This is a genomic window from Halomonas alkalicola, from assembly GCF_030704205.1.
GTDB lineage: Bacteria > Pseudomonadota > Gammaproteobacteria > Pseudomonadales > Halomonadaceae > Halomonas > Halomonas alkalicola.
Map to the genome: position 1 here is coordinate 1,262,900 of NZ_CP131913.1, position 22,156 is coordinate 1,285,055.

Genomic DNA, 22,156 nt, shown 5'->3' on the forward strand with positions numbered 1-22,156 from the left:
CACCCCCTCACGCTGGATCAGCGTCGCGGGGAAGCGGCGAGGCGCCGCCGGGCCCGCAGATCCGGTTGCGCCCCTCGTGCTTGGCCCGGTAGAGGGCCCGGTCGGCATCGCCCAGGGCGCCCTCCAGGCTGCCGTTGGGGAGCAGGATCGCCAGGCCCAGGCTGACCGTGAAGCGGATGGTCGCCCCCTCGACCTCCAGGACGATCTCCTCCACCGCCCGGCGCAGGCGCTCCAGGATGGGCCAGGCCTCGTCGAGCGAGATATCCACCAGCAGCACGGCGAACTCCTCTCCGCCGATGCGGGCGAAGAGGTCGTAGGGGCGCAGGCACTCGCGGCAGGTGGCCGCGAAGGCCTGCAGGGCGAGGTCGCCGGCGGCATGGCCGTGGGTATCGTTGAGGGCCTTGAAGTGGTCGAGGTCAAGCATCGCCAGGGGCAGGGCCTCGCCGTGGCGCTGGGCACGCGCCTGGAGTGCCGCGCCCTGCTCGAAGAAGGCGCGCCTGTTCAGCGCCCCGGTGAGCATGTCGGTGCTGACCAGCCGGCGGACCTTGAACTCCTCGTGCTTGCGCTCGGTGATCTCCACCAGCAGGCCGTCCCACAGAGTGCTGCCGTCGCGGCGACGCTGCGGCCGGGCGCGGGCCTCCAGCCAGCGCTGGCCACTCGGCAGGTCGAGACGCAGCTCCAGCTGGCAGGGCTCCAGGCTCACCGCCGACTGCGCCAGGACCACCTCGAGCCGGCGTCGATCCTCCGCCACCACCCGACCCAGCAGCCGCTCGATATCGTCCATCACCCGCTCGGGCGTCTGCCCGATCAGCGCCACCAGTCCTTCGCTGGCATAGAGCAGCTCCAGATGGCCGGCCGCATCCTGGCGCAGGCGGAACACCGCCCCGGGCAGGCGCGAGACGGTGCCCTCGAGCCGCGCCAGCAGCTGCCGATCGTGGAGTTCCCGCTCGCGCATGCCGGTGACGTCATACTGGATCACCAGCAGCCGCAGCGGGCCACCAGGGCGCTCCTCCAAGGGCTGGATCATGGTGGTCTGGTGGCGCGGGGCACCATCGGCGCGCCGGCAGAGGAGCACGCCACGCCATGCCTGCCGCGTGGTGAAGCAGTGATCGAGAGCGAGGGCGAAACCGCCATGCAGGGGGTCGGCATCCAGCGTCACCGCCCGACGACCGAGGAGCTGGTCGGGAGGGTGGCCGGCATGGCGCTCGAAGTCGGGATTGACGCGCAACACCACGCCCTGCTCGTCGAGCAGCATGACCGCCCCGGGATAGTGCGCGAGCAGCAGCGCATCGAGGCCGGGGGCGCTCTCCTCGCCTCCGGCCCGCCAGCGCTGCCATGTCCGCCTGACTATCTCCATGCCCAAGCCACGACACTCCCTGCGTCAAGTGAAGGGACCTCTCCGAGTCCGCCCTCCACCCTAACCCAGAATGCGTGGCCTGGCACCTGTACGCATGGCCGATGGCGCTTGGCCGGGGCAGCGCCTAGAGGCCGAGCTTGTCCGCCACGTAGTCGGCATCCTTGTCGCCGCGGCCGGAGAGGTGGACCAGGATGTGCTGGTCGGCGGGCAGCTTCGGCGCCTCGCGCATGGCCCAGGCCACCGCGTGGGCGCTCTCCAGGGCGGGGATGATGCCCTCGACCCGGGAGAGGGTCAGGAAGGCCTCGAGGCACTCCTCGTCGCTGGCGCTCTGGTAGTCGACCCGGCCCTGCTCCTTGAGGTAGCTGTGCTGGGGGCCCACGCCCGGGTAGTCGAGGCCGGAGGCGATGGAGTGCACCGGCATGGGGTTGCCGGCCTCATCCTCCAGCACGTAGCAGGCCATGCCATGGATCTCGCCGGGCTTGCCGAGCGTCAGGGTGGCGGAGTGACGCGGGGTATCGAGGCCCTCGCCGGCCGGTTCCACGCCCACCAGATGCACGCCCTCGTCCTCCAGGAAAGCGGTGAACATGCCGATGGCGTTGGAGCCGCCGCCCACGCAGGCGGTGACGTGGTCCGGCAGGCGGCCATGGCGCGCCAGGAACTGCTCGCGGGACTCGCGGCCGATGACCGACTGGAAATCGCGCACCATCTTCGGGAAGGGGTGCCGCCCCACCACCGAACCGATGGCGTAGATGAAGTTGTGCGGGTCCTTGAGGTACTCCTCGAAGGCGCTGTCCACGGCATCCTTGAGGGTCGCGGTGCCGCGGGTCACCGGCACCAGGGTGCAGCCAAGGATCTTCATCTTGGTGACGTTGGGGTGCTCCTTCTCGATGTCCACCTGGCCCATGTGGATCTCGCAGGGGATGCCCACCAGGGCACAGGCGGTGGCCAGGGCCACGCCGTGCTGGCCGGCGCCGGTCTCGGCGATCACCTTGGTCTTGCCCATGAACTTGGCCAGCAGCGCCTCACCCAGGCAGTGATTGATCTTGTGGGCGCCGGTGTGGTTGAGGTCCTCGCGCTTGAGGTGGATCTGGGCACCCCCCAGCTTCTCGGAGAGCCGCCGGGCGTGGAAGATCGGGCTGGGCCGGCCCACGTAGTCGGCGAGCAGGCTGGCCAGCTCCTGCTGGAAGTCCTCGCGAACGCGGATCTCCTCGTAGGCGGCGTCGATCTCGTCCATCACCGCCTTGAGCTCCGGCGGAATCAGCTGGCCGCCGAAGCGACCGAAATAGCCCTGGGCATCGGGGAGATTGGCGAAGGGGGAAGTGCTCATGGTGTCTGTCCTGGAGGCATGCCGAAAGGTCGTCGGCACAGTTTGCCCAGCCGCCCCGACGGTGTCGAGGCGACCTTGGGCGAGCCGGGTCGGGGCCTGGGGGCTCGCCCGGAGGGGCCTGCCACCGGGGTCAGCGTGACAGACGCTGGCTCAGCCAGTGACCGATATCCGCGACCTGCTGGGGGCAGACCGCATGGGCCATGGGGTACTGGCGATAGTGGGCCGGATAGCCCAGCGACTTGACCCGCTCGAAGCCCGCGCGGCCGAGCGTCTCGGGCACCACCGGGTCGAAGCTGCCGTGGTGCACCTCGACGGGCAGTTCGCGGTTGGCCTCGGCCAGGGCGATGCTCTCCGCGGTGGCGAAGTAGGTGGAGAGCGCCAGCAGGCCGCCCAGCGGCTGCTCGAAGGAGAGCGCCGCCTGGTAGGCCACCGCCCCGCCCTGGGAGAAGCCGGCCAGGATGATCCGACGGCTGTCGATGCCGTGGCCGATCTGCTCGCGCACCAGGCCCTGGATGCGCTCGGCGGAGGCCTTTAGCTGGCGCTCGTCGACGCGCCGCCCCAGGTTCATCTCGAGGATGTCGTACCAGGCCGGCATCACCATGCCGCCGTTGATGGTCACCGGCAGGCGCGGCGCAGGGGGCAGGATGAAGCGCACGCTGGCGTCGGCCGGCAGCGAGAGGGCCGGCACCAGCGGCTCGAAGTCGCTGCCGTCGGCGCCCAGGCCGTGCAGGATGAAGACACAGGCATCGGCGGGCTTGCCGCCCTTCGGCTCGATGATCAGCTCACCGGGTTGGCTCATGGGGAGGGCTTCCATTGGTCGGGGAAATCAGACCCGACACCCTACCGCAAAGCCATGGCGGCGGCGAGACGCCAGGTCCGTCAGAAGGGCCAGATAAGCGGAATCAGCGTCAGGGCCACCGCGGCGGTGATCAGGTTGAGCAGCCCGCCCACCCGCAGGAAGTCGCCGAAGCGGTAGCCTCCGGGCCCGTGCACCATCAGGTTGGTCTGGTAGCCGATAGGCGTGAGGAAGCTCGCCGAGGCGGCGAACATCACCGCCACCACGAAGGGCATCGGGTTCACCCCCAGGCTCTCGGCGCTGGCCATCACCACCGGGAAGGTGATCACCGCGGCGGCGTTGTTGGTGACCAGCTCGGTCAGCAGCGCCACCAGCAGGTAGGTCCCGACCAGCAGCAGCAGCGGGTTGCCATCCGCCAGCGCCAGGGCCCCTCCGGCCAGGGCCGCCGCGGCCCCGGAGCTCTCCAGCGCCGCGCCTAGGCCAAAGGAGGCGGCGATGGTCAGCAGCACCTGGGTATCCAGCCCGCGCTTGGCGGCCCCCACCGAGCAGCAGCCGGTCAGCAGCACCATCGCCGCCCCCAGCATGGCCGCATTCATCATGCTCATCACCCCGAGGCTGGCCAGGGCCACCACGCCGGCCAGGATGCTCCAGGCCAGCCAGGCCTTCTCGTGAACGGGGCGTGCCGCCCCGTTGAGCTGGCTGATCAGCAGGAAGTCCCGCGACTGGCGATGGCGCTCGATGAAGGGCGGGCGTGCCTCCAGCAGCAGCACGTCGGCGGGCTGCAGGCGCACCTGGCCGAGGTTGCCGGCGACCCGCTCGCCGCCGCGGCACACCGCCAGCACGGCGGCCCCGTAGAGGGTGCGGAAGTGGCCGTCGCGGATGCGCTGACCGACGAACTGGCACTGGCTGGAGACCACCGCCTCGACCAGGCGCCGCTCCTTGAAGTCCTTCTCCAGGCTCGACTCACCGTGGCGCGACGGCATCAGGCCGCGCACCTGCTGCAGCTCCACTGCCCCCTCGCTGGTGCCGGCGAACACCAGCCGGTCGCCGCCCTTGAGCCGTTCGCCGGGCCCCACCACGCTGACCACGTTGCCGTCGCGCTCGATCTCCACCAGGAACAGCTCCTGGATGTGGCGCAGCCCCGCCTCCTCCACCGTGCGATTGACCAGCGGCCCCTCCGGGTCGACCTCCATCTCGATGGTGAACTCGCGGGGGTTCTCGAAGGCCGCCGCCGCGCCGCGCCGCGCCGGCAACAGCCGCGGCCCCAGCAGGATCAGGTAGGCGAGGCCGATCACCGCCACCGGCACGCCCACCCAGGCGAGATCGAAGAGCCCCATGGCAAGCTCGGGCGAACGGTCCACCAGCAGGCCGTGCACCACTAGGTTGGTGCTGGTGCCGAACAGCGTGATGGTACCGCCGAGGATGGAGGCGAAGCTGAGCGGCATCAGCAGGCGGTGAGCCGGCACGCGCACGCGGCGACTCCAGCTCAGCACCGCGGGAATGTAGGTGGCCACCACCGGGGTGTTGTTGAGAAAGCCGCTCAGCGAGGCCACCGGCAGCAGCAGGCGCAGCAGCGCGCCGCTCTCGCGGCGAGGCCGGCCCAGCACATGGCGGATGATCAGGTCGATGCCGCCGGTCTGGCGGATGGCGGTGACCAGCACATACATGAAGGCCACGGTGAACAGGCCAGTGCTGGAGAAGCCGCCCAGCGCCTGGGACGGCTCGAGGATGCCGAGCGTCAGCAGCAGGATCACCGCGCCCAGCAGGACGATATCCGGCCCGAGCCGCGAGAAGGCCATCAGCGGAAAGACGGCGATCACGACGGCGAGGGAGATCCAGGCGTCCAGGGGCATGGCAGGTATCCGGTCAACGAGAGTACCCCTATTCTGCCGCCCGCCGATTATTCTAAAAAGTTCTTTGTGGAGCTTCTCTTATTCCACAAATAGCCATATCGATCCTACCTTTCTGCCTGAGCCGGCTCCCCGGTACGCTCCTCCCGGGCCAACTCGCGCACACGCAAAAGGGCCCGCACGTGGCGGGCCCTTTCTCGACTCCCGAAGGAGTCACATCAGTGTCAGCTGGCGATTAGCCGATGACCTTGATGTTGGAAGCCTGGAGGCCTTTCTTGCCCTGGGTGACGTCGAAGGAAACCTTCTGGCCGTCTTGCAGGGTCTTGAAGCCGTCAGCCTGGATCTCGGAGAAGTGAGCGAACAGGTCGTCGCCGTTGTCGTCCGGAGAAATGAAGCCGAAGCCCTTGGTGTCGTTGAACCACTTGACAGTACCGGTAGCCATTATCGAATTCCTCTAATAGCAATTGATTTTCCGGGAAATACCCGAGTTGCAGTGGGTAGAACAAGAAACCTTTCACCGGGAAATCGATGCCATGAGCCTTCGATGACCACTTGCGATTTTCGACTTGCTAACCAACTGCGCACAGCTTGCGCCCTTCTCGGGCGCAGGTCAAACACTATTTGCCTTCGATGACGAGAAAGTTACTCCCCGGCCAGGATCCAGGCCGCGGCCTTCTCGGCGATCATCAGCGTCGGCGAGTTGGTGTTGCCGCTGGTGAGGGTGGGCATCACCCCGGCATCCACCACGCGCAGCCCCGCCACGCCGCGCACCCGCAGGTGTGGGTCGACCACCGCCATGGGATCGTCGTCGCGCCCCATCCTGGTGGTGCCCACCGGATGGAAGATCGTGGTGCCGATATCCCCGGCCAGCCGCGCCAGGTCCTCGTCGCTCTGGAACTCGACGCCTGGCTTCACCTCCTCCGGCTGGTACTTCGCAAAGGCGGGCTGGGCGGCGATGCGCCGGGTGACCCGCAGCGAGTCCGCCGCCACCTTACGATCCTCCGGAGTGCTCAGGTAGTTGGGGGCGATGGCCGGCGCCTGGCGCGGGTCGCGGCTGGTGATGCGCACGGTGCCGCGGCTGGTGGGATTGAGGTTGCAGACGCTGGCCGTGATCGCCGGGAAGTCATGCAGCGGCTGCCCGAAGGCCGGCAGGCTCAGCGGCTGGACGTGGTACTCGATATTGGGATGCTCATAGGCCTCGGAGCTGTGTGTGAAGGCGCACAGCTGCGACGGCGCCATGCTCATGGGCCCGGTGCGCTTGAGGACATACTCCAGGCCGATCTTCGCCTTGCCCACCAGGGAGTTGGCCATGGTATTGAGGGTCTTCGCCCCCGTGACGCGATAGACCGAACGGATCTGCAGGTGGTCCTGCAGGTTCTCCCCCACCCCGGGCAGGTCTACCACCACCGGGATGTCGTGCTCGGCGAGCAGCGCCGCCGGGCCGATGCCCGAGAGCTGCAGCAGCTGGGGCGAGCCGATCGCTCCGGCGGCGAGGATCACCTCTCGGGCCACACGGGCCACGACCTCGGCGCCGCCCCGCTCGACGCGCACGCCGGTGCAGCGCGGCTCGCCACTCTCCCCACGCTGGAGCTCGAGCCCCAGCACCTGACTGGAGTGCCAGAGGGTCAGGTTGCCGCGGGTCTCAGCCCCGCGCAGGAAGGCCTTGGAGGTGTTCCAGCGCCATCCCTTGCGCTGGTTGACCTCGAAGTAGTCGACCCCCTCGTTGTCGCCGCGGTTGAAGTCCCGGGTACGCGGGATGCCAGCCTCCACCGCTGCGGTGGCGAAGTCGTCGAGCACCTGCCAGCTGAGGCGCTGCTTCTCGACCCGCCACTCGCCGCCGTGGCCGTGGAAGTCGCGATGGGCGGCGTCGGCGTCGCCCCCCGCATCCAGGCGGTGGTGGTCCTCATGCTTCATGAAGTCCGCCAGGCAGTTCTCCCAGCGCCAGGCGGACTCGCCGGTGAACTCGGCCCAGCCGTCGTAGTCGCGGGCCTGGCCGCGGATATAGAGCATCCCGTTGATGCTCGAGCAGCCGCCCAGGGTCTTGCCCCGCGGGTAGATCAGCGAGCGGCCGTTGAGCCCCGGGTCGGGCTCGGTGCGAAAGCGCCAGTCGGTGCGGGGGTTGTCGATGCAGTAGAGATAGCCCACCGGGATATGGATCCAGTGGTAGTTGTCGCGGCCGCCCGCCTCGATCAGCAGCACCCGGTTGGCCGGATCGGCGCTCAGGCGGTTGGCCAGCAGGCAGCCGGCGGTGCCGGCCCCCACCACGATATAGTCGAATTCCTGATCAGCCATGGCGTGATCTCACTGCGGCAAATGGTGGCTCGTGCTGCTTATTTCGCAAACTGGCATGAGCCTTGGTTGAGGCTGAGAACTTCTTGTGGGAGCTGGGCTTTGCCCGGCGAATGGAGGCCGAAGGACTCCTGGCGGAAGATGCCAACCTCACCAACACCGCCGGGGCGCCTGCGGCGCCATTCGCCCGGGGGACCCGGGCTCCCACAGGGCAGTTTCACGCTAGCCTGCGAAAAACCTTATTTATGCGTCGGCATAGCGAACTCGGCGCCGCCGCGGATGGAGTCTGACCAGCGCTGCATGATCGACTTCTGCTTGGTGTAGAAGCGCACCCCCTCCTCGCCGTAGGCGTGGGTGTCGCCGAACAGCGAGCGCTTCCAGCCGCCGAAGCCGTGCCAGGCCATGGGCACTGGGATCGGCACGTTGATGCCCACCATGCCCACCTGGATGCGGCGGCCGAACTCACGGGCCACGCTGCCGCTCTCGGTGAAGCAGCTCACGCCGTTGCCGAATTCGTGGTCGTTGATCAGCTGGATGGCGGTGGCGATGTCGGGGACCCGAACGCAGACCAGCACCGGGCCGAAGATCTCCTCCTTGTAGATGGTCATCTCCGGGGTGACGTGGTCGAACAGGGTGCCGCCCATCCAGAAGCCCTCGGCGCAGCCCTCACCGGCGCTTGCCGCATCGAAGTCGCGGCCGTCCACCACCAGTTCGGCACCCTCGGCAACGCCTTTCTCGATATAGCCGGTGATGCGCTGGTGAGCCTGGGCGGTGACGATGGGGCCCATCTCGGCGTCGAGCTCCATGCCGTTCTTGACCTTGAGGGCGCGGGCCCGCTCGGCCAGGCGCGGTACCACCTGGTCGGCCACGTCGCCCACCAGGACCGCAACGTTTATCGCCATGCAGCGCTCGCCGGCGGAGCCGTAGGCGGCGCCGATCAGCGCATCCACGGCCTTGTCGAGGTCGGCATCGGGCATCACCACCATGTGGTTCTTGGCGCCGCCGAGGGCCTGGACGCGCTTGCCGTGGTGGGCGCCGCGCTCGTAGATCAGGTTGGCGATCGGCGTGGAGCCCACGAAGGAGAGCGCGCGCACCTCGGGATGGTCGATCAGCGCCTCGACGCTCTCCTTGTCGCCCTGCACCACGTTGAAGACGCCGTCCGGCAGCCCGGCCCGCTTGAGCAGGTCGGCGATCAGCAGCGAGGCGCTGGGATCCAGCGGGCTCGGCTTGAGGATGAAGCTGTTGCCGGCGGCGATGGCCACCGGGAACATCCACATCGGCACCATGGCCGGGAAGTTGAAGGGGGTGATGCCGGCCACCACGCCGAGCGGCTGGCGCACCGTCCAGTTGTCGATGCCGGTGCTGACCTGCTCGGTGTAGTCGCCCTTGAGCAGCTGCGGGATGCCGCAGGCGAACTCGACGATATCGATGCCGCGGGCCACCTCGCCCTGGGCGTCGGTGAAGACCTTGCCATGCTCCCGGGTGATCGCCTCCGCGAGTTCATCCTTGTGGGCGTTGAGCAGCTCCAGGAACTTGAACATCACCCGGGCACGGCGGATCGGCGGGGTATCGGCCCAGGCCGGGAAGGCCGCGGCAGCGGCGGCCACGGCCGTATCCACATCGGCGCGGGAGGCCAGGGCCACTCGGCCGCTCACCTGGCCGGTGGCCGGGTTGAAGACCTCCTGGCTCTGGCCGGACTCGCCGGCGGTCATTTGCCCATTGATATAATGCAGGATGCTGGAGTTGCTCATGGTGGTCTCGTCTCGTCGTTGTCGGAATGAGGGGCAGACGTCCACTGTCCGTGACAGGAAGCGACGGATGCGCGCCTGTTTGGCACTAGACTAGCCCCGGCGCCACCCGAATCAATTGAGTAATTCAAAACCAGGATATAAGCTCTACTAATATCATGCCATGACAACGAGAGGCCTCCCCATGCAGGACCTTCAGACCCTGCGCGCCTTCGTTGCGGTCGCCCACGAAGGCAGCGTCTCCCGGGCCGCCGAGCGCCTCCACCTCACCCAGCCGGCAGTGAGCCTCAAGCTCAAGCAGTTCCAGGCCAACCTGGAGCTCACCCTCTTCCGTCGCCGCCCCCAGGGGCTGGCGCTGACCGAAGACGGCCAGGCGCTGCTGCCCGCCGCCCAGAAGGCGCTGGCCGCGGTGGCTGCCTTCGAGGAGCAGGCCCGCGCCCTGCACAGCACCCTGCGCGGGAGGCTGAAGATCGGCACCATCGTCGACCCCGAGTTCATCCGCCTGGGCGCCTTCCTGCACCGCCTGGTGGAGCGCGCCCCGCAGCTCGAGACGGAGCTCTCCCACGGCATGAGCGGCAGCGTGCTGGAGCGGGTCCGCCGCGGCGAACTCGACGTGGGCTTCTATCTCGCCCCGCCGGGTGAAGGCCCCGGCGAGGCCGCCGACGAGATCGTCCACCGCGAGCTCACCCAATTCCACTACCACGTGATCGCCCCGGCCGGCTGGGGCAGCCGCCTGGCCGGTACCGACTGGGAGCGGCTCGCCCGGCTGCCGTGGATCGTCACCCCGCAAGACTCCGTGCATCACCGCCTGCTGCACGGCGTGCTCGACCCGCTGGAGCTCGTCCCCAACGGGGTCGCCCAGGTGGATCAGGAAGCCTGCATGCTCGACCTGGTGCGCGCCGGGGTGGGCCTGAGCCTCGCCCGGGACGCCCTGGCCATGACCGAGCGCCAGGAGCGTGGCCTCGCCGTGGCCGAGGGGATCCGCCTGCCCTGCGCGCTCTGCTTCATCTGGCGGCGCGACCGCGGCGAGGAAGCGGTGATCGCCGAGGCCCTGGCGGTGCTGGAGCGAGTCTGGGGGGAGCCCCTGAGCCAAACCGTCACTTGACCGCGGTCAAGGGCATGAACCATGTTGGATGGCGTGAGTAGTGAAAGATGAATCGCGGGGCCGGCATGGCTTCGCGCAGTCAGCCACGCAGGGAGCCGGCCATGCTGTTCATCGACACACCCCGCAACACGCTGCACCTCGCCGAGGCCGCGCGCTTCGCCGGCGGCAACGATGCGGCCTTCCGGCTACGCCTGCGCCAGGAGGCCTCCCGCTTCTACCTGGAGCTCAGGGAGCTTACGCCCAGTGCCGGACAGTACGCCGAGGCCGCCCGCTTCATGAGCGATATCAGCGGCCTGGCACTGACCCCGCAGCATGCCCGCGACCTCCTGCTGCTCTATCCCCATGCCCGCATCCGCCTGGCGGCCTTCCGCTCCAGCCAGGATCTCGAGGTGCGCGAGAGCCTCGCCTTCGCCCTGGCCCATTTCCTGCTGGGCTGCCGCTGGCCTGCCGCCAACGACCGCGTCGACGGCGAGCGCTTCCTGGCCCTGCTTCAGGAGCAGGCCCGGGCACTGGGCTTCCCCTGCCATGAAGAGGGGCCGACGATGCCCTACACCGCCGGCCCCATCGCCGATGATCACGAGGCCCTGCTGGCCTCCCTCGGCTCACCGGCGGGGTAAGCCGAGGCGGTCACATCACCGGCACGCCGGTGACCCAGACGTGCAGATGGAAGGCAAACAGATAGTAGGCGACCAGACCCGCCACCACAGTGATGGCCGTACGCACCGCGCTCGCCGCCTGGGCCGGCGGTGCTGGGCGACGGCGCGCGGCGCGGAAGTCGAACACCGCCCAGAGCAGGAAGGCGCCGAAGAAAACGATGTCGCCGAGCCGGCCGTTGGCCAGCAGGTGGGAGAAAGCCCACAGCTTCACCGCGATGATCATCGGGTGGCCCAGCTTCGCCTTGAGGTGGTTGCCCGGCACATAGGCCGCCACCAGCAGGATGAAGGCGGGAATCATCAGCAGCGACACGGCGTGGCGCAGCCCCACCGGCGGAAACCACACCCAGGTGGGCGACAGGCGCATCTGGCCATAGCCCCAGATCGCCAGCGCCAGGCCGACGATCGAGACCACCGAGTAGGCAGCCTTCCAGGGCAGCTCGCCCATCTGGGCGATCCTGGCGCTGCGCCAGTCGTCGGCGGCGATGCGCACCGAGTGAACCCCCAGGAAGATCAAGAGGCCGAGTATCATCACGGTCATGGCAGAGACTCCATCAGCAGAAAGTGAACAGGCCGCCAGACTACCGCACCCGCATGACCACGTCGCGCTCCTTCCCCCCTTAGACTTTCGCCGCCTGCCGACGCATCATGGAAGCTTCCTTTTCCACCACCGGCTGCACGACGACCATGGCCCTGGACACCACCGCCCTCAACCGCCAGATGACCCACTTCGACGGCCACGACGAGATCTGGCTGTTCGGCTACGGCTCGCTGATCTGGAAGGTCGACTTCGCCTATCTGGAGCGGCGCCCGGCGTTCATCCACGGCTGGTCGCGGCGCTTCTGGCAGGGCTCCCACGACCATCGCGGCACCCCGGAGGCGCCTGGCCGGGTGGCCACCCTGGTGCGCGACCCCGGGGCGGTGTGCCACGGCATGGCCTACCGCATCACCCCGGAGGTACTCGCCCCGCTGGATGTGCGCGAGAAGAACGGCTACCTGCGCGAGGTCATCACCCTCTGCTTCGACGACCCGGCCGGCGGCCGCGCCGAGGGGCTGGTCTACCTGGCCACCGAGGACAACGCCGCCTTCCTCGGCGACGCCCCGCTCGAGGCCATCGCCGAGCAGATCGCCCGGGCCCACGGCCCCAGCGGCGCCAACCGCGACTACCTGCTCCACCTGGCCGACGCGCTGCAGGCGCTTGGCGTGGAGGATCCCCACGTCTCCGGGCTGGCGCAGCGCCTGCCAGGCACTCAGGACGACCCCTGACGCCGCCACAGTGCGAGGCCGCCCGCCATCACCAGCCAGGTCATGGCGGCGGCCACGATGTCATCGAGCACGATGCCGGCGCCGCCGGGCACCGCCTCGGCCAGGGTCACCGGCGGCGGCTTGGTGCTGTCGAACACCCGGTAGACCACGAAGGCGGAGGCCATCGCCCAGGGCGCTCGCGCCCCTGCCTGGCCCAGTACCGCCACCGGGAAGGCGACGATCTCGTCGAGCACGATGCGTCCGTCGTCCTTGGCGGCAAGCGCCTGCTCGGCCAGGTGGCAGACCGGCACCGCCGCCAGCAGCAGCGCCAGGGTGACGCCCGCCTGCACGCGGCGGGTGCGCCCCAGCAGCCACCAGGCCAGCGGCAGGCCGAGCAGTGAGCCCACCGTGCCCGAAGCCCAGGGCGAGAGCCCCAGGCCGAAGCCGGTGGCCAGCGTCATCAGCGCCGCTTCCATCAGCCGGCCTCGCGCGCCTGGTGCTCCAGCGCCGCGGTGACCTCACCGGGCAGCGCCAGGGCCTGGCCGAGCTGGTCGAGCCAGGCGCGCTCCATGGCATTCTGCTCGTCGACCACCGCCACGCTGATCAGGTACATCTCGCGGGCCGCCTGGGGCGAATCGACCCGGCGAGCCAGGGCCTCGGCATCCAGCGGTGCCGCCAGCTGGCGCTCCACCCAGGCGTGCAGCTCCTGGTCCGCACCCAGGGCATCGATCTGCTGGGTGATCAGCGCCCGCTCCTGGTCGTCGATATGGCCATCGGCACGGGCCGCCATGATCATCGCCTGCAGCAGCTCCAGGCTGCGCCGCTCGCGGGCCTCACCGCCCAGGCGCTCCACCGGCTCGCCCTCGGCGGGCGACTCGCCGCCCGGCCCGCGCGAGTTCTGCCAGGCCTTCCAGGCCAGCGCGCCCACTCCGGCGATGGCGCCGTACTTGAGCGCCTTGCCGCCCAGCTTGCGGCCACGCTTGGAGCCGACCAGCAGCCCCAGGGCGCCGCCGCCCAGCAGGCTCTTGACGTCCAGCCCCGAGCCCCGAGCCACCGCCCTGCCCGGCTGCGCCCCCCTCGCCGCCACCGCCCAGCTGGCGCGAGAGCCCATCCAGCATGCCCTTGATATCCAGGCCCGAACCGCCCTGGCTCCCGCTGCCGCCCTGACGGCCCGACTGGCCACCGGCCTGCTGCATCAGCTGTTCCAGTATCCTGCTGGCATTCATCGCATGCTCCTCGTCAGTATCACCCTGGAAGGGGTGCCTGGATGGACTCTATCCCAGCCGCCGGGGTTCGGTAAGCGTTTCCCTCGCGGGGTCGGCGACGGCTTCGACAAGCGTCTCACGGCGACGCATCATGGGGGGCTCAGCCAACCCGGAGCCGCCCACCATGACCGTGACCCTCGACGACGTCCGACAGGCCGCCGCCCGCATCCGGGGCAGCGTGGAGCGCCCCCCCTGCCTGCACTCGCACACCCTCTCCCAGCTCACCGGCTGCGAGCTCTACATCAAGTTCGAGAACCACCAGTTCACCGCCGCCTTCAAGGAGCGCGGCGCCCTCAACCACCTGCTCTCGCTCAGCGCCGATGAGCGTGCCCGCGGGGTGATCGCGATGTCCGCCGGCAACCACGCCCAGGCGGTGGCCTACCACGCCTCCCGTCTGGGGATTCACGCCACCATCGTCATGCCGCGCCACACGCCCAACCTCAAGGTGCGCAATACCCGCAGCTTCGGCGCCGAGGTACACCTGGAGGGCAACGGGGTCGCCGAGGCCGGCGACTATGCCCGGCGCCTGGCCGAGGAGCGCGACCTGGTCTTCGTGCACCCCTACGACGACGAACGGATCATCGCCGGGCAGGGGACCATCGCCCTGGAGATGCTCGACGAGGTGCCCGACCTGGAGTGCCTGGTGATCCCCATCGGCGGCGGCGGGCTGATCGGCGGCAACGCGGTGGCCGCCAAGGCGCTCAACCCCGCCATCGAGGTGATCGGCGTGCAGACGTCGCGCTTCCCGGCCATGAAGCAGGCGCTGGCCGGAGAGCCGATCCACTGCGGCCTGGCCACCCTGGCCGAGGGCATCGCCGTGAAGCAGCCGGGACGGCTGACCCTGCCCATCGTGCGCGAGCGGGTGCGCGACATCGTGCTGGTGGACGAGCCCGAGATCGAGCGCGCCATCCTGCTGCTGCTGGAGATCGAGAAGACGGTGGCCGAGGGCGCCGGCGCCGCGGGGCTCGCCGCAGTGCTGGCCGACCCCGAGCGCTACCGGGGGCGCAAGGTGGGGCTGATCCTGTGCGGCGGCAACATCGACATGCTGGCGCTCGCCTCGGTGATTCAGCGGGGCCTGGTGCGCACCGCCCGCATCGTGCGGGTGCGGGTGGCGATTCCCGATGTGCCGGGGGCACTGGCGGAGCTCACCCGGCTCTTGGCCGACCAGCGCGCCAACGTGATCCAGATCGCCCACCAGCGCACCTTCACCGACCTCTCGCTGCGCGCCACCGAGGTGGAGGCGACGCTCGAGACCCTGGGCAGCGAGCACACCCGGGAGGTGATCGAGGCGCTGCGCGCCGAGGGCTACGACCCGGTGCTGCCCGCCAACGAGGTGCATCCCGACGAGCGCCGCACGCCGCGCCACACCGGCTACCCCAGCCCCCGCCCCATGCCGTACTGCTTTCTGCGCGTAGCGTCCGTCGCACCGCAGGCGTACCCTTGGAGGGGTAGTGTCCCGTCAAGTGGTGTAACAGCGGGTGAGGCCACCGCGGCCTTCGCTGACTGTTACGCCGCCTCCTCGTGAATCAATTGTTCGGTGCCTGCCTCAGTCGCCTCCTTGAGCACCGGGGCCAGGCTCTCCAGGCTCAGGTACCGGCGGCTGACTTGCCATTCATCGTTCTGCTCCAGCAGTACCGCTCCGACCAGGCGCGTCACCGACGCGTTGTTGGGGAAGATCCCGACGACGTTGCTGCGCCGTTTGATCTCCTTGTTCAGCCGCTCCAAGCAGTTCGTGGACGCCAACTTCGGCCAGTGATCTTTCGGGAAGGCCATGAACGCCAGCACGTCCTCCTCGGCGCTATCCATGCAGTCCGCCGCCTTGGCGAAGCGCTCACGCAGGCTGTCGGCCACCTGCCGCCACTGGCGCGTCGCTGCGGCTTGATCCGGCTGGGCAAAGGCCGTGCGCACCGCCGCCGAGATCGCTGGCTGGTGGGCCTTAGGGACCTGCGAGAGCACGTTGCGCATGAAGTGCACTCGACAGCGTTGCCAGCCCGCCCCAGTCAGTACCGTCGCGATCGCCTTTTTCAGCCCCTCGTGAGCGTCGGAGATGACCAGGCGAGTGCCCTTCAGCCCCCGGGCCACCAGCGAGCGTAGGAACGCCGTCCAGAAGCCCTCCGTCTCAGCCGGACCTGCGGAGAGGCCCAGCACCTCACGGTAACCGTCCTGATTCACCGCCGTGGCCACCACCACCGCCTGGCTCGCTACCGGGCCGTGCTCTCGACTCTTGATATAGGTCGCGTCGAGCCATACGTAGGGCCAGTGCCCCTCCAGCGGCCGCTCCAGGAAGCTCTGGACGCGCTCATCGATCGAGGCGCACAGTCGGGAGACCTGCGACTTGGAGATCCCGGTCATCCCCATGGCCTGGACCAGCTGTCGTCGACCTTACGAGTTGAGATGCCCTGCACGTAGGCCTCCTGCACCACCGCCGTGAGCGCTTGCTCGCTCATCCGCCGCGGCTCGAGGAAGCCGGGGAAGTAGCTGCCCTGGCGGAGCTTGGGGACCTTGAGATCCACTCGGCCCATACGCGTCTCCAACGGCCGCTCCCGGTAGCCATTGCGCCGGTTGACCCGCTCCTCGGAGCGCTCGTGGCGATCGGCCCCGCACAGCTCGGCCACCTCGTGCTCCATCAGCTCCTGGAGCATGAAGGCCAGCGTCTCACGCAGGAAGTCCGGTGCCACCGCTCGCTTTTCAAGCAGCTCCGTCAGTGCCATGCTCTTGTTGGTCATCGTGGGGTTCCTTCGGTTGGTTGCGTGTTTGGCGACTTGCAACTTTATCGAAGGCCCATGGTGACCTCATCCTCCCGTCTGAATTACACCTCTTCCCGGGACGTTACCCTTGGAGGGTGCCGATCAGCGCAACGATTACCACAGAGTGATCCCTAGGGAGCGTTAACAATTAGGCCAGCCATATGACGGCGGATACAAGGTTGAGTAGCGACTGGTAGTTTCTCGCCAGTCGCTCATAGCGTGTTGCCAGCCGCCTGAACTGCTTGATTTTCTGGAAGAACCTTTCTACCAGGTTGCGATCCTTGTAACAGTGCCAATCTATCTCGGGGCATTCCAAGCGATTCTTTCTCGGCGGAATCACCGGCTCGGCGCCCACCGCTCGAATGATGTCCCTCAAAGCGGTGGAATCATACCCCTTGTCGCCAAGCACCGCCGCTGGAGAAAAGCCCGCCAGTAACGCTGGGGCGGCTCCGTACTCAGACGCTTGGCCCGGTGTGAGGATTAGCCGTACCGGGTTGCCGAGGGCATCGACCGCCGCGTGGATCTTGGTGCTCAATCCCCCACGCGATTTCCCCATGGCTTCGGTGCTCTGAGCCGTTTTTTTTTTGCCGCCCCATGCTGATGAACTTTGACGATACTGCCATCTATCATCATCAGCTGCTCCATGTCGGGATCATCGGCTAATGTGTCGATAACCTGCTGCCAGACCCCCTTCTTAGACCACCGGTTATAGCGCATGTAGACAGTGTGCCAGCGACCGAAGGCGTCGGGCAGATCACGCCAGGGAGCGCCTGTCCGGGCGATCCACAGGACGGCTTCCACGAACAAGCGATTGTCCTTGGCCGTCACCCCGCGATCTGAAGCTTTGCCGGGGAGCATGTGCTCGATGCGCTCCCATTGGTCATCACGTAGCATTAGCCGAGGCATAGATCACCGAAAAATGCTGATATTCTAAATCAGCCCGATCTCCATCAGCAATTGTTAACGCACCCTAGTGAACAAGGAAGAGTGATGAGCAACAAGATCCGCGTCGACGCCCCTCTCGTCATCCTGCACGGCGACGAGATGGCCCAGGTGGCCTTCGAGAAGATCCTCGAGACCTTCGTGACGTCCCGGCTGGACATTCCGCTGGTGGAGATCGACCTCTCGGCGGAGAACCGTCTGGTCACCAACGGCCAGGTGATCGTCGACGCGGTCGAGGCGCTCAGGGAACACGGCGTGGGGATCAAGAACGCCGGCATGACGGTCAACCGCACCCAGCTCGGCGAGCTGCTCGCCAAGCACCCCGAGATCGACGGCACCAAGCTCCACCCGCTGGCCACCAGATCGCCCAACGGCGCCATCCGCAAGGGCATCGGCGGCAACATCACCCGCGAGGACATCGAGTTTCGCAACCTCAAGTTCTCGCGCCCCGAATGGATCGGCCGCGACATCGAGGTCGACACCATGGAGACCGGCGGCATCAAGGACAGCTTCAACGAGCTCTCCCGGGCCACCGGCGTGGTCAAGCTGATGTTCGTGGGAGCCAGCGGCGACCCGGTCGAACTGCACCGCCGCGAGGTCAACAAGGGCGACCCCTGGCTGCTGGCCACCAACGATGTGGAAGACGTGAAGGCCTGGGCCCACCGCTTCTTCCAGCGCGCCATCGGCGAAAAACGCGACATCTACCTGGGCCTCAAGGATACCGTCATCGCCGGCTACGACGGCGTGATGCGGGCCGCCATCGAGGAGATCTTTGATCGCGACTACCGCGAGCAGGTCGAAGCGCTGGGGCTCTCCTATCACTACGAACTGATCGACGCCCAAGCCGCCCGCCTGGTGGCCAATCCGCCGGAGCGCGCCCTGTGGGGGGTGCCGGACAACACCACCGGCCGCAAGCTCTACAAGCTGGTGGAGGAGCTCAAGCGCTTCGGCATTCCCGACCGCAAGGCCCAGGTCTCCATCTCGCGCATGAGCGCCGGCGGCGGCGACCAGTACGGCAGCTTCAACGCCCCCGCTTCGGAAGACGGCATCCTCAAGGTGATCGTCGACGGCGAGGAGAAGCACGCGCGCCGGGTCAGGAAGGGCGACGCCATCCTGCTGATGTCCAACGACCAGGCGGCGATCAAGGACTGGGTCCTGCAGGTCTTCCGCGACGCCTCGCGCAAGGGCAAGGAGGTCTACTTCGGCCTCAAGCGCGAGTACATGGAGTACGACGAGGTGTTCAGCACGGCGATCACCGACGTGCGTCGCGAGCTCGCCGAGACCGGCACCCCACCGCCGTCGTTCATGATCATGCGGCCCTCCAGCCAGCTCATCAAGATGATCACCGACCCGCCCCGCAACGCCCTCTACCCGGCGCAGAACCTGGACGGCGACATCTTCTCCGACATCTCCGCCGCCCTGGGCGGCAGCCTGGCCACCGCCAGCTCGATCATCGAGAGCAAGGACGGCACCATGCTGTTCGAGGCGCCCCACGGCACCGCCCACGACCTCTACCTGAAGTACCTGGAGACCGACGGCCGGGAGGCGCACTTCAACTCCTCCGCCCTGCTCTTCGCCGTGGCCAACGCCCTGGAGACCCTGGGCGAGCGCGACGAGAACAACGCCCTGATCGACTACGCCCATGCCCTCAAGGCGGCGCTGATCGACACCGTGGATGCCGGCATCATCACCGGCGACCTCAAGGGCAAGACCCGCGACCCGGCCAGCGAGACCCTGGTCGACATGAACGGCTTCCTCGACGCCGTGGCCAGCCGGCTGACGGCGTAACCCGCCAAGCGGCCTCGCCTGCCAGGCGAGGCCGCCTCCCCTTCGCTAAGACCGCATCCTCCGCCGCCTTCCCGCCACGCCCAACCAGCGATGTCCCCGTTCCCGCGCTCGGCCGCCCCCCCCCTGCGGGCAGGTTTGACCGCGCCCGCCACTCGCGACCTAATACGGAATCGCATCCGTAGTACTACGTATATCGATCCGTAGGGGAGGCCTCTAGTCTTGGTGCATACGGCGAATGCCCGAATCACAACGACAAGACAGTGCGGAGAGATCCCTTGAACATTGCCCACTACCTCGACCACAGCGCGCGGGTCGGGCCAACGCGTCCTGCGCTCTATCATGGCGCGGCGCTCCACGCCACCTACGCCCAGCTTCAAGCGCGGGTACAGGCCCTGGGGGGCCACTTCGTCAAGCTCGGGCTCACCCCGGGCGAGCGGGTGGCCATCTACATGAAGAATCGGCCCGCCTATCTGGATGCCCTGCTCGCGACCTGGTACGCCGGGCTGGTGGTCGTGCCGATCAATGCCAAGCTGCACTGGCGCGAGGTCGACTATATCCTCGAGGACAGCGGCAGCCGGCTGCTGATCAGCGACCGCACCCCGGACGCCGAGCTTGCCAGCCCGGCAGTCCTGCTGAGGCTCGACGCGCCCGGCTTCGCGGCCGACGGCGAGCCCCTCGCCGAGCCGCTGCACCGGGCCTCCCGCGATCCCGCCTGGATCTTCTACACCAGCGGCACCACCGGGCGACCCAAGGGCGCCGCCCTCTCCCATGGCAACCTCGCCTGCATGGCCAACTGCTACCTGACCAACGTGGATCGCGTCGAGACCGACCACGTGCTGGCGCACTTCGCGCCGCTCTCCCACGGCTCCGGCATCTACCTGATTCCCTACCTGATGCGAGGCTGCGCCAACCTGGTGCCCGCCAGCGCCGGCTTCGACGAGGCCGAGTTCGTCGACCTGGTCAACCAGCGCGCGGGGCTTGCCATGTTCCTGGCCCCCACCATGATCCGCCGGCTCGTCGATCACCTGGAGGCAGAGGCGACGCCGCTGGCGCTCGAGCACCTGCAGGCCATCGTCTATGGCGGCGGCCCCATGTACGAGCGCGACCTGCGCGACGCCCTGGCCACCTTCGGCCCCCGACTCGTGCAGATCTACGGCCAGGGCGAGAGCCCCATGACCATCTCGGTGATGGACCGTGAGGCCCATGCGCCCTACGCCGAGACCGCCGAGACAACGGCTGATCGCCAGGCCCTGGTGCCGGTGGGTCGCCCCCACCCCCAGGTGGAAGTGGCCATCCAGGATCGCCAGGGCAACCCGCTGCCTGCAGGCGAAGAAGGCGAGATCTGCGTGCGTGGCGACAGCGTGATGCTGGGCTACTGGAACAACCCCGCGGCCACCCGCGAGGCGTTGCGCGACGGCTGGCTGCGCACCGGCGACATCGGCCGCATGGAGGTCGACGGCACTCTCTACCTGACCGATCGCGTCAAGGACGTGATCATCAGCGGCGGCACCAACATCTACCCGCGCGAGGTGGAAGAGGTGCTGCTGCAGCACCCCGCCGTCCACGAGGCCTCGGTGGTCGGGACCCCCCACCCCGAGTGGGGCGAGGAGGTGGTGGCCTTCGTCTCGCTCCATCGTCCGCTCGACCCTGCCGAGCTGGACCGGCACTGCCTGGAGCGCATGGCCCGCTTCAAACGCCCCAAGCGCTATGAGGTCCTGGAGTCGCTGCCCAAGAACGCCTACGGCAAGATCGTCAAGACAGCATTGAGGCAGCGCCTCGCCCGCCCACAGCAGGAGAGCACTTCATGAAGACCCGCATCATCGGCATGTCCCACAGCCCGTTTGGCAAGCTCGAGGCGAGCCTGGAAACCCTGATCAGCGAGGCGGCCAGTGCGGCCCTGGCCGACGCCGGCGTCGAGGCGCGCGACATCGATGCCATCTATGTCGGCCAGTTCAACAGCGGGATGTGTGCCCAGGAGTTCCCCGCCTCGCTGGCGCTGCAGGCCGACCCCGATCTGCGCTTCAAGCCCGCCACCCGCTGCGAGAACGCCTGTGCCAGCGGCTCGGCGGCGCTCTATCAGGGGATCAACCTGATCGAGGGCGGCCTGGCCCGGCGGGTGCTGGTGATCGGCGCCGAGAAGATGACCGAGGCGAGCCCCGCCGCCATCGCCGAGGGGCTGCTCGGTGCCAGCTACCGGCCCGAGTCCCAGGGCGTCGAGGCCGGCTTCGCCGGGATCTTCGCCGAGGTCGCCCGGGCCTACTTCGAGCGCTTCGGCGACCACACCGAGGCCCTGGCGCGCATCGCCGCCAAGAACCACGCCAACGGCGTCCACAACCCCCTCGCCCAGCTGAGGAATGATCTCGGGGTCGAGTTCTGCCGCAAGGTCTCGGACAAGAACCCGGTGGTCGCCCCGCCGCTGAAGCGCACCGACTGCTCGCCGGTCTCCGACGGCGCCGCCGCCCTGGTGCTCGCCCACCCCGAGGCGGCCCCCGCCGGCCCTCGCCAGGTGCGCTTCCGCGCCAGGGCGCAGGTCACCGATTTCATGCCGCTGGCCCGCCGCGACCTCACCCGCCTGGAGGGCGCCGAGCGCGCCTGGCAGCAGCTGCTCGCCGAGGGCAACGTCGGCCTGGAGGCGCTGTCGCTGGCCGAGGTGCACGACTGCTTCACCATCGCCGAGCTGATGATCTACGAGGCCATGGGACTCGCCCCCCACGGCCAGGGCGCCCGCGCCATCGAGGAGGGCTGGGTGATGCCCGACGGCAGGCTGCCGATCAACCCCTCCGGCGGACTCAAGTCCAAGGGGCACCCGGTCGGGGCCACCGGCGTCTCCATGCACGTGCTGGCGGCCCGGCAGCTGCTCGGCGAGGCGACCGGCGTACAGATACCGGATGCCCGCCTGGCCGCCGTCTTCAACATCGGCGGCATGGGCGTGGCCAACTACGCCAGCCTGCTGGAGCGCGTCACCGACTGACGTTGCCGCCGGTGACGCGCCGGCGGCTTCGGCAACGCTTCCCGTCATCATTCCAATAACAAGCGAGGAAAGT

At 68.4% G+C, this 22,156-nt stretch carries 17 protein-coding genes and 3 pseudogenes; 7 read left to right on the plus strand and 13 right to left on the minus strand.

The window, feature by feature from the left end:
* Positions 1 to 7: 7 nt before the first annotated feature.
* The 7 genes from B6N23_RS06000 to B6N23_RS06030 all read right to left on the minus strand — a co-directional run bounded on the left by B6N23_RS06000 (position 8) and on the right by B6N23_RS06030 (position 9,370).
* A complete protein-coding gene (locus B6N23_RS06000) occupies positions 8 to 1,357 on the minus strand; it encodes a sensor domain-containing diguanylate cyclase (RefSeq protein ID WP_305503721.1) in 1,350 nt (449 codons plus the stop codon).
* Between the two features lie 124 nt (positions 1,358 to 1,481).
* The gene (gene trpB, locus B6N23_RS06005; protein WP_305502828.1) at positions 1,482 to 2,684 is read right to left on the minus strand and encodes a tryptophan synthase subunit beta; all 1,203 of its coding nucleotides are present in this window, start codon (positions 2,682 to 2,684) and stop codon (positions 1,482 to 1,484) included.
* Between the two features lie 130 nt (positions 2,685 to 2,814).
* The gene (locus tag B6N23_RS06010; protein WP_305502830.1) at positions 2,815 to 3,483 is read right to left on the minus strand and encodes an alpha/beta hydrolase; all 669 of its coding nucleotides are present in this window, start codon (positions 3,481 to 3,483) and stop codon (positions 2,815 to 2,817) included.
* Positions 3,484 to 3,563: 80 nt separating this feature from the next.
* Positions 3,564 to 5,333 carry an SLC13 family permease gene (locus tag B6N23_RS06015; RefSeq protein ID WP_305502832.1) on the minus strand — a complete coding sequence of 590 codons (1,770 nt, stop codon included), beginning with the start codon at positions 5,331 to 5,333 and terminating at the stop codon, positions 3,564 to 3,566.
* A gap of 232 nt (positions 5,334 to 5,565) precedes the next feature.
* Positions 5,566 to 5,772, minus strand: coding sequence for a cold-shock protein (locus B6N23_RS06020; protein WP_010629501.1), 207 nt, complete (start codon positions 5,770 to 5,772; stop codon positions 5,566 to 5,568).
* A 200-nt stretch (positions 5,773 to 5,972) separates the two neighbouring features.
* The gene (locus B6N23_RS06025) at positions 5,973 to 7,622 is read right to left on the minus strand and encodes a GMC family oxidoreductase (protein WP_305502839.1); all 1,650 of its coding nucleotides are present in this window, start codon (positions 7,620 to 7,622) and stop codon (positions 5,973 to 5,975) included.
* A 236-nt stretch (positions 7,623 to 7,858) separates the two neighbouring features.
* Positions 7,859 to 9,370, minus strand: coding sequence for a CoA-acylating methylmalonate-semialdehyde dehydrogenase (locus B6N23_RS06030; RefSeq protein ID WP_305502841.1), 1,512 nt, complete (start codon positions 9,368 to 9,370; stop codon positions 7,859 to 7,861).
* Positions 9,371 to 9,551: 181 nt separating this feature from the next.
* On the opposite strand from B6N23_RS06030, the gene B6N23_RS06035 reads away from it, so the two are divergent.
* Together B6N23_RS06035 and B6N23_RS06040 are read left to right on the plus strand one after the other, a co-directional pair.
* Positions 9,552 to 10,472 (plus strand): LysR family transcriptional regulator, encoded by a 921-nt coding sequence (locus B6N23_RS06035; RefSeq protein WP_305502843.1) that lies wholly within the window; start codon positions 9,552 to 9,554, stop codon positions 10,470 to 10,472.
* Between the two features lie 101 nt (positions 10,473 to 10,573).
* On the plus strand, positions 10,574 to 11,089 hold the full coding sequence (locus tag B6N23_RS06040) for a hypothetical protein (protein ID WP_305502846.1): 516 nt from the start codon (positions 10,574 to 10,576) through the stop codon (positions 11,087 to 11,089).
* A 10-nt stretch (positions 11,090 to 11,099) separates the two neighbouring features.
* On the opposite strand, the gene B6N23_RS06045 is transcribed toward B6N23_RS06040, so the two are convergent.
* Positions 11,100 to 11,666 (minus strand): NnrU family protein, encoded by a 567-nt coding sequence (locus tag B6N23_RS06045; protein WP_302141416.1) that lies wholly within the window; start codon positions 11,664 to 11,666, stop codon positions 11,100 to 11,102.
* Positions 11,667 to 11,812: 146 nt separating this feature from the next.
* On the opposite strand from B6N23_RS06045, the gene B6N23_RS06050 reads away from it, so the two are divergent.
* Positions 11,813 to 12,391, plus strand: coding sequence for a gamma-glutamylcyclotransferase (locus tag B6N23_RS06050; protein WP_305503723.1), 579 nt, complete (start codon positions 11,813 to 11,815; stop codon positions 12,389 to 12,391).
* Here B6N23_RS06050 and B6N23_RS06055 read toward each other — a convergent pair.
* On the minus strand, positions 12,376 to 12,846 hold the full coding sequence (locus B6N23_RS06055; RefSeq protein ID WP_305502848.1) for a phosphatidylglycerophosphatase A family protein: 471 nt from the start codon (positions 12,844 to 12,846) through the stop codon (positions 12,376 to 12,378). The two genes, B6N23_RS06050 and B6N23_RS06055, sit on opposite strands and share 16 nt — an antisense overlap.
* Positions 12,846 to 13,596, minus strand: a pseudogene (locus tag B6N23_RS06060) (tellurite resistance TerB family protein). Before B6N23_RS06060 ends, B6N23_RS06055 begins: the two are co-directional and overlap by 1 nt.
* Positions 13,597 to 13,759: 163 nt before the next feature.
* Here B6N23_RS06060 and B6N23_RS06065 point away from each other — a divergent pair.
* Entirely contained in the window at positions 13,760 to 15,160 is a 1,401-nt protein-coding gene (locus tag B6N23_RS06065) for a threonine ammonia-lyase (protein WP_305502850.1), read from the plus strand.
* On the opposite strand, the pseudogene B6N23_RS06070 reads toward B6N23_RS06065, so the two are convergent.
* The 3 genes and pseudogenes from B6N23_RS06070 to B6N23_RS17110 all read right to left on the minus strand — a co-directional run bounded on the left by B6N23_RS06070 (position 15,142) and on the right by B6N23_RS17110 (position 17,288).
* Positions 15,142 to 16,361, minus strand: a pseudogene (locus B6N23_RS06070) (IS256 family transposase). The gene B6N23_RS06065 and the pseudogene B6N23_RS06070 sit on opposite strands and share 19 nt — an antisense overlap.
* A gap of 169 nt (positions 16,362 to 16,530) precedes the next feature.
* Positions 16,531 to 16,968: pseudogene (locus tag B6N23_RS17105) on the minus strand (IS5 family transposase); the annotation flags it as partial.
* The gene (locus B6N23_RS17110; protein ID WP_439649837.1) at positions 16,914 to 17,288 is read right to left on the minus strand and encodes an IS5 family transposase; all 375 of its coding nucleotides are present in this window, start codon (positions 17,286 to 17,288) and stop codon (positions 16,914 to 16,916) included. The gene B6N23_RS17110 and the pseudogene B6N23_RS17105, both read right to left, overlap by 55 nt.
* An 84-nt stretch (positions 17,289 to 17,372) precedes the next feature.
* Here B6N23_RS17110 and B6N23_RS06080 point away from each other — a divergent pair, with 84 nt between their 5' ends.
* The 3 genes from B6N23_RS06080 to B6N23_RS06090 all read left to right on the plus strand — a co-directional run bounded on the left by B6N23_RS06080 (position 17,373) and on the right by B6N23_RS06090 (position 22,083).
* Positions 17,373 to 19,112: an isocitrate/isopropylmalate family dehydrogenase gene (locus tag B6N23_RS06080; RefSeq protein WP_305502854.1), complete on the plus strand. Its 1,740-nt coding sequence runs from the start codon at positions 17,373 to 17,375 to the stop codon at positions 19,110 to 19,112.
* A gap of 275 nt (positions 19,113 to 19,387) precedes the next feature.
* Entirely contained in the window at positions 19,388 to 20,920 is a 1,533-nt protein-coding gene (locus B6N23_RS06085) for an AMP-binding protein (protein WP_305502856.1), read from the plus strand.
* Positions 20,917 to 22,083 carry an acetyl-CoA acetyltransferase gene (locus tag B6N23_RS06090; RefSeq protein ID WP_305502858.1) on the plus strand — a complete coding sequence of 389 codons (1,167 nt, stop codon included), beginning with the start codon at positions 20,917 to 20,919 and terminating at the stop codon, positions 22,081 to 22,083. Before B6N23_RS06085 ends, B6N23_RS06090 begins: the two co-directional genes overlap by 4 nt.
* Positions 22,084 to 22,156: the final 73 nt, after the last annotated feature.